This window comes from Croceifilum oryzae (assembly GCF_030814315.1).
Taxonomy (GTDB): Bacteria; Bacillota; Bacilli; order Thermoactinomycetales; family Thermoactinomycetaceae; genus Baia; species Baia oryzae.
The window spans coordinates 1-13,318 of record NZ_JAUSUV010000004.1 but is presented as its reverse complement, the minus strand read 5'-3'; the positions used below and the strand labels follow the sequence as shown (position 1 = coordinate 13,318).

Annotated in this window: 5 protein-coding genes; 1 reads left to right on the top strand and 4 read right to left on the bottom strand. The window is 41.9% G+C overall.

The window, feature by feature from the left end; translation table 11 throughout:
* Positions 1-2: 2 nt before the first annotated feature.
* From J2Z48_RS04825 to J2Z48_RS04815, 3 genes are all read right to left on the bottom strand, one after another.
* Positions 3-8,375: a DNRLRE domain-containing protein gene (locus J2Z48_RS04825; RefSeq protein ID WP_307251447.1), complete on the bottom strand. Its 8,373-nt coding sequence runs from the start codon at positions 8,373-8,375 to the stop codon at positions 3-5.
* A 273-nt stretch (positions 8,376-8,648) separates the two neighbouring features.
* Positions 8,649-9,368 carry a Rha family transcriptional regulator gene (locus J2Z48_RS04820; RefSeq protein WP_307251446.1) on the bottom strand — a complete coding sequence of 240 codons (720 nt, stop codon included), beginning with the start codon at positions 9,366-9,368 and terminating at the stop codon, positions 8,649-8,651.
* Between the two features lie 248 nt (positions 9,369-9,616).
* Positions 9,617-10,141, bottom strand: a complete 525-nt coding sequence (locus J2Z48_RS04815; RefSeq protein WP_307251445.1) for a hypothetical protein — start codon at positions 10,139-10,141, stop codon at positions 9,617-9,619.
* Positions 10,142-10,305: 164 nt separating this feature from the next.
* On the opposite strand from J2Z48_RS04815, the gene J2Z48_RS04810 reads away from it, so the two are divergent.
* Positions 10,306-11,148, top strand: a complete 843-nt coding sequence (locus J2Z48_RS04810; RefSeq protein WP_307251444.1) for a hypothetical protein — start codon at positions 10,306-10,308, stop codon at positions 11,146-11,148.
* A gap of 457 nt (positions 11,149-11,605) precedes the next feature.
* On the opposite strand, the gene J2Z48_RS04805 is transcribed toward J2Z48_RS04810, so the two are convergent.
* On the bottom strand, positions 11,606-12,949 hold the full coding sequence (locus J2Z48_RS04805) for a DUF3732 domain-containing protein (protein WP_307251443.1): 1,344 nt from the start codon (positions 12,947-12,949) through the stop codon (positions 11,606-11,608).
* Between the last annotated feature and the right edge of the window lie 369 nt (positions 12,950-13,318).

Genomic DNA, 13,318 nt, shown 5'->3' with positions numbered 1-13,318 from the left:
AATCATCTCTTCTTTCTCGCATAGTTCCACCACATATCTTCTGAACCATAGGCAGCTTTCTCAAAATCCATTAACATTTTCTGATCTTTTGCCTCTCCAAAAACTCGGGCTTGATATATATGCATTCTTTCATGCCCTAAAGTTTTAATCAAATTTTCTTTATCAGAAAACGCTAATGGATACAATTGGATTTCCTTTCCATTCGGATTAGCCCACCCGAACACTCCTCTATTTATTAAGCTTGAATCTCTTACAATTTTTACTTTGATGCCATCTAAGCCAATACCTGCTTCTTTAGCAACTTTCATAACATTCTTTTTCTGCATAGGTTCTGCAAGACCAGCAAATGCCCCTGTATTTGCGGCTCTTCTATACATACCACCAATCTGATCGGAAGCAGCTTCAACCATCTTTCCACCCAGTCTTGCTTCTTTAGAGCTAATCGGAGAGAAAAGACCAATCGCTCCGTAAAGACGTGGAACATCTTCACCCGTAATGAAATCATGCCCTGCAATGAGAACTACAGCATCATTGACACTACTTAAAATCGGGGTTTCGGCTACTACCCATGAAGCGGTTTCTCGTAAAGCAGACACCCAAGACGAAGGCTTACTACTGGTAGCCGATTTGGGTTTGGGCTTGGTGACAGACTTAATGGCACTCTTGGCCTTCTTCACCGCCTTCTTAGTGTAGCTCACAACTTTCTTGACGGCTTTTTTTACCTTGTTGTAGACCTTTTTGATGGCTCGTTTAATCGGAGCGACTACCTTTTTGACGAATTTTTTCCCTGCATTATAAGCACTCTTCGCTACCTCTTTGACCGCAGTATATGCCTTCTGAGCGTAGGTAGATACGGTGGATACGACGGCAGAGGCGGCAGATGAAACACCTGCTTTGAAATCATTCCAATTATTCCACCATGCGTGACCATCTGGATCGCTATTGGAAATCGGATTTCCACCCGTGTAACCGTATAGGTTGTAGTTTCCAGTATCCATCATGAGGGCGAGATGAGCACCTGCATCGTTGTAAGAATCGCTGGTTAGGAATCGTCCTTCTCCGGGTCGGTAGTCACGGAATCCGAGATCGTAAGACTGTGTATTCGAGTCCCAACGCTTGCCTTCATAGCGATACGAGTTGTACGCATCTTGATTAGGTTTCGTTGGGTCAGGTTTATCGACACCCGTAAACATGTCTTTATCGTCTTCCCCATATGGGGTAAAACCATAAGTGGCACGGATATTTCCTTTCTCATCCGTCAGCATCTCGACACCGTTGTTGCCTGATTCGAAGTAGGAAAGTTCTTTCGTATCTTCCTTCAGCATGGTTAGTCGTTGGCCCCATGCAGAGTATGAATAGGACTGGGTAACCTTGCCTGCCACTTCTTCAGAGAGTACTTGATCGGTATTGCCTAGATAGTTAAAAGCGGTGGTTTTCTCGTTCGCCGTACCCGCCTTCTCTACTTTTGATGTAGTACGATCAAGTGGATCATAGGTGAAACGGGACTTAATAGTCGTAACATTATCTTTGTCCAGCTTCGTATGCTCGATGGTTCGATCAAATTGGTCATAGGCAAAGGTTTCTTTATCCTTACCACCCGTGGTGATTTTATCGATTCGACCCATGGCATCATAGATGTACTTCGATGTAAGCCCTGCTTCCGTTTCCTCAATGAGACGGTTTTTATCGTATTTAAAGGTAGAAAGTACTCCGTCTCTTGTTTTTTGCAATAGATTGCTATTTGCGTCGAGGACATATTCTTCTGTGGAAGATTGAGTTCCCGATTTATCATAGCGGACTAGACGATCTCGCGGGTCGTATGTGTACGCGTATGTGTTGTTGATTGGCTTGTTGTTCGCATCGAGACCCGCATAAATATCTTTGACGGGATTTCCATGCAAGTCGTATTCATAAACATGTTTTTGCAGGGAAGTTCCGTTTGTTTTCTTGGATTCCCATTGCGCGACAGATCCGTCTGGATTGTATTGATAATCGGTTACGATTCCGTTTGGCTTTGTTTCTTGTTTGGTTTTTCCGCTCACAGTATATTGAAAACCGTACACTTGAGGTTTGTTATCCTGAGCCGATTTCTTTTGTGAGAACTGTGTGACTTGATCCAAGCCATTGTAACTGTATTCCGAGATGCTATTCGAATACTCCTGCTTAAGCAAGTTACCGTGGACATCGTAATCATACTGGATACTTCGTTTCACGATGCCGTCCACGACTTCTTGTACTTCCTTCACTTGATTCAGAGGAGTGTAAGAGGTACGGTATTCATCCACCTTCTTGTTACTACTAGAGTCCTTCATAGAAATGATGTTGTCATTGATATCGTAGGAGTACTCAAACTGTTTTCGCTCGGCATCTATGGAACTGCCTTTGTTCTGTAGCCCTTCGTCCACATTCCTTTTCAGCTTGCCATCTGGGAAGTAGTCCCACGTCATCTTTCGCTCAACTTTTCCATCAGAGCTGGTTACGATACGCTCGACCTGATTCCCGATCTGGTTATAGTCGTACTTCGTTGTGACACCCCATACGTCGGTAACGGTTTTAAGTAAACCATTGTCAAAATACGTGAATGTAGAGATGTTACGCTCCGTTTGTCCTTCGGAAGGCGGCGTACTAACTTCAATGACGTTGCCCACGGAATCATACTTGTACATAATCCTCTGCTCTTCCTTGAAGCGCGGGTTTGAGCTATTGGGATCACGTGGGAAGATGACTTCTTTTACTCGGCCGAGATCGTCATACGTCTTCTTTTGTACAAAATCGTCTGCGTATGGCGTAGCAGTTCCACGCGGTGGATCGACTTGGATCACATTGCCCATCTTATCGTAGGTATAACGGGTCGTTCTCGTCACACCTGCTTTTTGTGGGGATTGTTCCTCTGCTACAAGCCCGCGGATGTTGTACGAGACTTTATGGACATTGCCCTCTTTATCCTTGGTTTGAACCGTTTTGCCGTCGGCATCGTAAACAGTCTCGATGGATTTTCCATCTGCATCGGTCACTTTAATCGGTCGGTTGTTTAAATCATACATAGTTGTGACGACGTAATCGTTAGGATTGTCCGCGGTCTGGTTTCCTTTTGGCTGCGTGACTTTGGTCTGGTTCCCGATCTTGTCGTATTCGTACGTAATCTTATGCCCTTGGCTGTTAGTGACGGCGATGAGTTGATTTAGTTCGTTGTACGTATGAGTCGTAGTGTAATCATTCGGATCATCGGTGAGATTGCCTTTCGGTTCTACTTCCTTGATGAGATTTCCTAATTCATCATAGAAGTAGGTGGTTTTCCTCTCTGGATCACTCGGATGATCTTTCGGCTCGATTTCCTCTACTAAGCGGTCGTACTCATCATACTTGTAAACGAATTTTGCTCCAGTAGGGGAGAGTTTCTCGACTACATTATCATTGGCATCATAGATCGGAGCGGGGGTAGTGATAAATTCACCCTTTGCTTGGTCTTTCGACATCTTGGATTCAAGTGGTCGGCCAAAGACATCGAAAGTAAAGGTGGCGATACTCCCTTTGGGGTCGGTCACCTTGATGACGTTGCCGAAGTCATCATATTGGGTAACCGTTGTGTTTCCTAGAGCATCGGTTTCCTTCTTGGCTTCCCCGTTGGCATCATAGCCAAAGTCGGTTGCGCTCGGATCACCATAGGTAGTGACTTTGCCATTTGAATCGGTGACACTCTTTACGAGTCCGCTATTCCCGTGGTAAGCAGTAGTGGTTTTATTCCCTTCGGTATCCTCCACCGATACTACATTTCCCACCTCGTCATAGGTGGTCTTGGTAAAGCGGCCTTCTGGAGTAGTGGTTTTAATCAACTCCGCTACGTGTTTGTTGAGCGAATATTGATAGTCATAGCGAGTCGACTTCCGTTTGGATTCATCTGAGATCGCATTGTTCACCGGATCAGTCGTGGTGAGGACATTACCTAATTCGTCGTATGTCCATGTGGTAATCCCACCATTTGGATCTTTTTTCCACGTCATGTTATGGTTCTGATCGTACTTGAACTCGGTTACGTTCCCTTTGGCATCCGTAACCTTAACCGGATCTCCTTTATCATCCATGAGATACTTGGTTGAGTTCCCTTTGAGGTCGGTTTCAGTTCGCTCTTTATCATTATAGGTATAGAGCATGACTTCATCTTTTTTGTTGCTCATCTTACTAACCCGATGCTTATTGTCACCGTCCGTATAGTAGTCAATCTTCGTGACGTTTCCACGTGGGTCTTTGATCTGATTAATGACATTGGTCGAAAGCAAGTCATATACGAATTCGTATGTCTTCGCAATGTTGGTCCCTACACCGTCCACAAACTTCGTTAAGCGATTGGATGCGTCATATGTGAATTCAATAACTCGCTGTGGGGTCTCGGTTGCCGTTGGTTGTAGAGCCTTGATTTTCGATACTTTGTGATTGTCATTGTACTCGATGGTGAGGGTTTGACGGTTCTGTGAGTCGGTTACATAACGTAGCAACTTGATGGGCTTGTTATTCACGCTCTTCTCTTCGTATGTGTACCGAAGATTGTTTCCATTCTGATCGGTTGCTTCTACAAGGTAGCCCTTGTCATCGAAGTAGTACTGGGTACGATCTGGCTCTGTGACAATCCACTTCCGACTACTCGCACCACCACTTAAGTATTGGAGATAAAGCTCGTCCCCCGGTTGAGATTTGAATTCTTTCGCTTTCTCATCCCATGTAAAGGTGTGGTTCGTTCCATCGCTATCCATTAAATCCATAGAACCCCGTGTGATTTTATCCTGTTTATCTGTATAAACCTGATCTCCTAAAGATGCGCCGAGCCTGACAAAGCTGGATGTATCCAGCGACCAGCCCACACCAATAGGCGAATCACTTGTGTCCAAGCTGTTGTAAGTTAGATTGACAGAAGTAGAGAAGTCCCCACGAGATGGGTTTTCAAAAGCGGCATAGGAGAAGCTGGCATTCCCACGATAGAGGTTAATCCCCGTCCCACTGGTTTTCCCATCCGTGGAAGCGTGGTTTTGGTCTACTCCCAAGTCCTTCCCACCATTTGGATCTTCCACCATAACGAATTGATTCAAGGTGGGGATGGGATCTTTACTCTTCGATAACCACGTTCCGTTCAGCTTCAAATCCCATTGGAGGATTAAGCCTTCACGCAGTTTATTTGGCTGGCTGATTGCTGGGGCTTTGACTCTCCCTCGAACGGTAATCGTATCACCGGGCGGAATATTGACTGTAGCAACGGATTCATTGCCTTCTGCATCAATCGGTTTAAATTCAGCTCCAACACAGTTATCTTCGGTCGTACGATCCGTTCCGTTAGGGAGCGCCCAATGACAACCGAGTGAATCGGTGCTGCCACTCCATGCTGTATCCGTTGGATTGGAGAGGGTCATCTCCACGGGATACGTTTCGCCTGCCTTCATCGTGGTAGGTGTTTTCGGCGAGTAGTATGAATTGGCGGCTTTCTTATCGATATAGACAACTTTTAGCTTCGGTTTCAGCTGTGGCGCGAGGGTCATCTCACTACTCACCGTGAGTAGTTTCTCTTTGGCTGTTTTGCTTCCTTCGTCACTATGACGGATCATGAGACCACGGTTGGATGATCCGTCTTTGACCCACCTTTCCGCGGCGGTCGTTACATCCCAGTTAAGCCACTTAGGATCATTGGTGACGTTGGTCACATAGTCCAAAACAGAGTGGTGAAAGGCATCATTGTGACTGTTCCACGTCGTTTTGGGAACGGATTCGAAATCCTTCCATAGGTAATGAGCATTATAGGTTGCATGTTTGCTTCCCACGCTATCTCGTTGCCAGCTCCACAGACTAAAGTCTGCGTCCACTACTTTTGCTGTGTTCGGAATGGAAGAGAGATCAAATTTATAGAGGGAGCGGGTGTTTCCGAAGGTCGCGCTGTTATTTCCGACGGATGCCCATGGGTTCCCCTTTTCGTCTAAGTAGTTAAAGCTTGTACTCTTATGCTCACTCGAAATCGTCGTATCGATGGCATTTTGCAAGATTTGAATCGCCATACCCGACTTAGGTAGTCGCACAAGCTGAGTGGTAGAAGGAACGATGGTTCCATCTACTGTTTTCACCGCTATTTGATAGAAATAGGCTCGTCCAAATGGATCACTGCTATAAGCAGGGGTTGGCGTAGCTGTGGTATCGGTGAAGGTAAGTGTATTTTGGTTCGGAATCGGTGCGACCAGCGTAGTCTCATCTGGTGTAAAGCTCTGATTGGTACTTCGGTGGATCTGATACTCCACAAAATCAGTACGGATATACTTCGTCCACTTCAACTCTGCACCGTTGGCATAGATTTTAGTTGGTTCTGCAAGGAGTACAGAAGGTTTTCCATACACGACTTTTAGCTTCGGTCGAATGGAATTTTCATCAAAGTTTTGACTGGCGGTATACCTAATTCCGCCTACCTTTTTTGATTCATCCTTGGCTTTGATAAGGACTCCATAGTTTTCTTGGCTCCCATCCACCCATGATTGAACTAGGTCTCGCGCGGTATAATCATGCCATCGATTGTTCACGTTAGCGGATTTATCCACTTCGGCTACCTTAGTAAAACGGATAGCATCGGCAATGACGGCTCCATCTACTTTTTTATTGGAATCGTAGTTGGAAAGCGTAATGCTGTGGCTATCCCCGGTGGCAAACCGAAATTGTCCCAGCCATTGATAACCCGTATTCGCGGTCCGCTGATTGAGATAGACCTTGGATGTTCCTCCATTGTGCGTAATATTATACGGAGCAGAAGTAGCACGGTCGGATGCTTTTACATTGGATGCGGCAACGTTGTATGTTCCACTCTCATTGAGATATGGCTTCCATGTAAAGGTGTTCGTCGCACTCTTATCATTCGGCTGTGCCGCATGATAACTACCATTCACTCCGCCCGATACATTGGAAGATAAGTTCCATGTACCGTTCTTCGTGATACCCGTGCTATCTGTATTGTCTATTACATAGGTACTTGCTTCCACGTCGGATCGAAAGGTTCCACCTGGTGTCTTCCATGCCTCCCCTTTTTTCGCTTCTTTCCAAGTAGCCTCGGATGGATTCCAGTCTTGCAGGACTCGGTGGAGGCTGAATGTGACATCTTGATCGGTGTCCTTACAACCGGAACAGAAATTTTGGTCGTAATATAATTGCACCTGTGCGAAATCTACTTTACTGCCCGAAGGGATGACAGAAGTATCAAACTTTACAAGAGAGCGTGAAGTTTGCGACGAATCTGCTCCTACGGATAGTCTCCAGTTGTCGTTATAGTTTGTAGTAGGTGAGGAACTGTTAATCATGGTATCTTTACTGCTTTGTGCCCCATTACCTGGCGTTGGCTGTATTTCTAATGTGGGATCGATGGTAAGGGGCATCACCCTTTTTTCATCATTGAGCCACTCTTTATTAGCAGTCACACGTAAAATATTTTTACCATCTACTTGTACAATCTCTTGTTTTACATCATGGCTCCATGCATAGCCATAAGGAGAATCTTCCTCTTTCTTACTATCGTACATAAATGGCTTCGGGATCTTGAAAACTCCGACATCTCCTTTATCTACAAATAAAACAGAGCCATCTGATTGTAGCTTTGGTTCTAAATCGCCCATTTCTAGTACAAAGTCAAATACGTTACTCTCTGGCTTTTCATTCAAAACAATTCTTTCTTTTACTTTGCTATTTTCCGTCTGATACTCGATTTTGCTTTTATTCCATACATCTGGAAACGAGATCATGTTTCCTTTTACCGTAGGCGCAACCTTCGATTTATCTGGATTCTTTAATCCCATCGAGATAGCATGCTTTCCACTCGTAATCTTAACTAATTCGTTTGCTCGATCACTAAAATGTGTTTTAAATTGATTTTTTTCGTTACTATACACATATCCCTTTTGCTTCGCTTTCGAGATGTCGTTTTGGATATCTTGTAATTTTCCATCTGAATCTCGATAGTGAACAGGATCTGAGCTTATTTCTGCCTCAATTCGACCGTCTGAAAGCTCATAGAATTTAGCATTGATCTTCCGTTGTTCGACTAGTTCCTTCACCCTCTTAGGGTCGTTCACCTTTTTTCCTTTAGGAATCGTCTCCTTCACCGGAAGGCTTTGCTTATTCTCAGTTAGTTCCTTGCTTCCGTTACTCTTCTCTGTTGCTACTGTCCACCCGTCTGTCATCTTATTCCATGAATCTTTTACACTCATGTAAGCAGATAAAAAAACCCACTCGGCGGTCTTGTATGTCGTATTCGCAAAGTCAGCCGCATGTGTGGAAGTAGGGAATGCTGTTCCGAAGAATATGAAAAAAGATAGAACCATTAATAACATTCTACGGAGAAACATTCGTTTCTTCTTTCTCATCCTAGGTATACTCTCCTTTTATTAGATAAATATATATTTTTTATAATACAATAGAAATATATTTCATTTGTTCACAATTCGTCAACAGAAAAATGAATAGAAACGAGTTCCTTATGAATTGGCATCATCGATAGTAGGCAAAGTTTTCCGTTTTTCAATCACCCCATAATGTGGAGATGACGAAGATCCACCATCAGTTTCTATCTAGAATACCATTTATAAATCACTAGAAAAGGCAGCCGGAATTAGCTACCTTTTCCTATGCATTATTTTCTAACAAGCTGAAAGTATCTTCTGCTCCTTCAAAAACTCGTATAAAAACAACCGCCCTGCCTGTGTCCACCGCATCAACGTATTTCCTTGTTCATAGGTCACGTAATCTACATATCCCTTATCCGCATATCTATCGTACAAGTGCCACTTGTTGCCTTGTTTGTATTGGATTCCATGTAAGTGTAACAATCGATTGAATTCGATTGCAGACATACCAAAGTCCTTCGCAATCGTAGTAACCGTCAGTAGTTCCTTTGATCTAAGAACCTTGTCATGGAATTCCACCTTCGGAGCTTGTTCGGTTAACGTAGCTTGTAACAACGTACGATTTTGCTCCAGATCGGCAGCAAGTCGCAAAGCTTCGTGAAACGTGGATGGAATCGAGAAAGTTCCGTTTCTTATGTACTCTTCCATCCGATTAAATTCTTCGATATATCGTTCCTTCATTTCGGCTGCCTTCGCCCCACGGTAGCCCATTACTAGGAATACAAGTCCGTCTTTTGTAAGGTGATATTTTTTTAGTGAACGTCCTGTGGAATCTTTATATTCACTCGGTCCAAAGTTGGACTGAGTAAAAATCGAACTACATTCAAGACCTTCAATATCACGAAGGACATGCCCGTGTTGTTTACCAAACACTTCGGCCACCATAAGAGAATCCGTCACTACCTTCTCGTTCTCGATAAATACTAGCTGGTTGTTGATGTTGTTGTCGTTCATAAAAGAATCATCCTCTTCTGTTTTGGTTTGTGCCTAACGTAATATAATTCTCTAAGCGCACGGGGTATCAAAAAGAGGACATAGAAAGTAAAATTATTTTTCATGTTTTTTCATCTATACCTTCTTAACAACGGAACATAATTTAAAATCTACACATGTGAACTTGCATGTGTAATTACTTGTTGCTCTTTTTATATTTAGTCTTTTTATACTTGCTCTTTTTACACACCCTACAGGAAGGATAACCGTTAATCCCTCCTAGGGAGATAAACGGATGGATCGGGTACTATCTTCTCTCCATCAGGACTAACTAAATACCCGTCATCGCTAACTCTCGGACCCCAACTCGGATAATACAATTTATACCTCTTCGTACCCTCGTAATAGTGAACAGATCTAATTATCAGACCATTCGCTTCCAGTACATCCGCAAGGTACTTAATTCGATCCTTCGCCATACATAGATCCTCGGCGATCCTCTTATAACTTACGAAACATGCCCCATACTTCTCATTAGGTTCCCCACTCTCCTTATAAGCCTGTCCATTAACGTATGACAGAAGATAGAAATAGAATGCTACAACATCCCTGATCTCTGGGAGTCGTCCTACCTTTTTCGCACCTGCTGCGAGCTTGGCTTTCGTATTAGCTTCGTTGGATTCTCGGAAGATACGAGGAAAGACTAGACGGATTACCTCTCTCTTGTAAATTTCATAGTTTTCACTCGCCATGGCTTCGGCTTTGTCGTTCGGATGAATGGTTTTATCTTCCATATAAGCTAGCCCCTCCCACGTTCTATTGACATAACTGTTGTCACTTCTATTAGCGTATAGATGACGAAATGAGGGACATTTCTTGTACATAAAAAGAAGAGTAAAAATTTCGTGATTGGGTATTAAATTCGTATATTAGTGTATTGAGAGGATAATACGTAAATATGAAATGGATAAAATGGACACTCATAGGTATGTTGTTAGGTATTCTGATAGTTATAGTACTTGTATCACTGATTTCATTCGCATTATGGTATTACCCAAAATGGTTCGAACATAGCTCAGAGTTAGATGCTGGAGTTGTCACAGGAATAGTAAGCATTATCGTGCTGGTCGGTACTATCGGGGTAACGGTTGCTATGAATACACAAACTCAACGTATGGCACTCAAGATGAATCAGGAGAATCAACTACTACAACTTAGGATTCAAGAAATGAATACAGAGGCTATGCGGTTTCAAGCAAAGTCATCACTACGAGATGAAGTTCTAAAACAGCGAACATCTGCATATCGACAATTATTGAAATCCTTGAATAATTTCCAGACTGCTCTGGTATCTATTTATAGCAATATGAAGACAGGAAGAAGTCTGGAGTTTTTAATCAAAAAAGATGCAGAATGTATAAAGATATCTAGTGATGTTATATCAGAAATAGATACAGTTTATGTTAATAGTTACTATGATTACTCAGAGTACATTTCGGGACGACTTAATGATCTAATATGGGATGCCAAACTCTTTATGTATATTTCTTTCTACATTGTTGAGGAAGATGAAGAGGGCTACATATTCTTGGGTAGGAAAATCCAATCTAGTCCCTTAGATGGGGACTCAACTCTAATTACACTAACTCCAGAAGACACCGAAATTAATCCGTCGAACGGATTCTTTACTAATATAAACATACTCCTTATTGCTACATCTGATGTTATGAATCTCATTGAATGCGAAATGGAATTTGATGAAATCGAACAAGATATTGACTCTCTAAATTTGAAGAAGTAAATGAATTTGATATGTATATCCTTCTAGGCAGTTTGTAACCACTTAGTCGCAACCCTACCAGAAGGGGGCTTTTGGAGAAACGAAGAAAGAGATGATCTCGATAAATCACCCCTTTTCTATTCCACACCAACATGCTGGAAGTACCTCTTGCTCCTTCAAAAACTCGTACAGAAATGATCTCCCTAACTGTGTACATCTCATCAACGTATTACCTTGTTCATAGGTCAGGTAATTACATATCCCTTATTATCGGACAGACTATACAAGTGCCACTTACCACCCTGTCTATGCTAAATCCTATATAACTGTAGCAGTCGGTTGAACTCAATTGCAGACCATACCGAAATCCTTCGCAATCGTCGTAACTGTAAGTAGTTCCATTGGCCTAAGTACTTTATCGTGAAATTCCACTTTATGAGCTTTTTCGATCACTTCGACTACTAGTAACATACGATAGCTATATTATCCAATCGTCAGGTATAAGTTTCTTCCCGTTTCTCCATTCCTCATCATTCACCTTATAAACATGTTTGAGATCAATCCAAATCTCTTCCGAAGCATGATCAAGAATAATAACTTGCAAATTTCCGTTTGTAATTTCAACAGCATGAGAAACTGTATTAAAAATCTTTTTCACAGCATCAATATCTTCATCACTAAAAGTAGGATCTTCCTCTTCTTTTCCATACGATCTATCAACAAGTCTTTGTGGAAAATAAACTTGACTAGGTTGATCATAGACAATGAATGACGGTACAGGATTATCTACCCTGTCTATAAACAATTGATGCAGGGCTAGTGTAACAGCTACATGGTAAGACAACCAGTCCGAACCACTACCAATCTCCCAGAGATAATATTTATTACCCGACGTTTCTTTCACTCGTATGGATAACTCTTCAATAGAAAGCTCAACTTTTTCTTCAGGGTGCTCCACATCAAGTTTAGGTAGCAATCTAGAAGTATATTCTGAAAGCTGTGCGATCATTCTTTTCTCTTTTCTTCTAATGCCTTCTTCATCGACTACTAACTCTAACTCAATTATCAATCTCTTTAAATCATCAATTTCATTTTGCAAAGCTCTGTCCACACCCAAATTCTCATACATTCGCAAGGACTCATCAATCTTACCTATAAATCTCGACGCTTTGAGAGCATCATATTGTAATTTTTTCACCTCTTCAGATCTCTCTTCTAAAGACCTGATTCTTATTTTTAGTGCCTGTTGTCTCTCAATAGCCTGCACTAACTTTTTCTCTACTTCATCTAACTCTCTATCCAGTGAAGGGTGAGGTAATGTCGTTTCTTCATTTTGAATATTTTCTAAAGCATGAGTCAAAGTACTCAATTGTTGATTAGCTTTTCCATAATCGGAACCACAAACTGGACAATCATTTTTATCATTGAATTTCTTACTCAACCAAGTAGATAAGTTCAAGCGATCACGCTGTACTATCAAGCCATTCTTGTACTGATTTGATATATGTTTAATGTTTAAAATCTTATTTTTCCTGTCTCTAAGTTTCATTATATCTGTTAATACTTTCTTTGATTTTTGGCGTAACTCTTCGTGCTCTTCCATAGCCTCTCCAACAGTCTGTTCAGAAATATTAATCTCTGATACATTTGATTTCACCAATTCCTTAAGTATATCAATTAATACTTCTTTGTCATCAGAAACTGCATCTCGAACCAATCCTAGTTCTCTAGCTTCAGAAACCCTAGTTTGTAATTCTGCTAACCACCGCAATGATATGTGTTGTACAGCTTCTAATTCGTTTTTTTTACGCTTGAACTTCATCCTAAGATCCTTCAGTTGGTGTTGTTTCAACAAGATCTCCGGGGTTAAAGCATTTAGAACATAGGGAAATATGGAGCGTAATTTTTCACGATGATGGTATGTATCAGCCTTGTAAAAAAGTACATCAGGATTGGCAACTACGTTCTGTGGTTGAAAATTAAAAGCAACAACATCTCTAAAACTGGGTCTACCTTTAAATCCACTTCTATAATCTTCTATATCTAAATTTATATTCGTAATGCCTGACAGATCATCTAATACCGGTTTGACATGTCTATTTAGCCCCCAAATTAAATTTGAGTAATCTCCTTTATCCTGTAGAATGAGTTATATACAGTGGAGGAGATTTTTTATGCAAAGAAGACGGTT

Bases quoted from the DNA above. Each gene is read 5' to 3' on its own strand.
- J2Z48_RS04825 (WP_307251447.1), bottom strand. From the start codon at position 8,375: ATGAGAAAGAAGAAACGAATGTTTCTCCGTAGAATGTTATTAATGGTT.
- J2Z48_RS04820 (WP_307251446.1), bottom strand. From the start codon at position 9,368: ATGAACGACAACAACATCAACAACCAGCTAGTATTTATCGAGAACGAG.
- J2Z48_RS04815 (WP_307251445.1), bottom strand. From the start codon at position 10,141: ATGGAAGATAAAACCATTCATCCGAACGACAAAGCCGAAGCCATGGCG.
- J2Z48_RS04810 (WP_307251444.1), top strand. From the start codon at position 10,306: ATGAAATGGATAAAATGGACACTCATAGGTATGTTGTTAGGTATTCTG.
- J2Z48_RS04805 (WP_307251443.1), bottom strand. From the start codon at position 12,949: ATGAAGTTCAAGCGTAAAAAAAACGAATTAGAAGCTGTACAACACATA.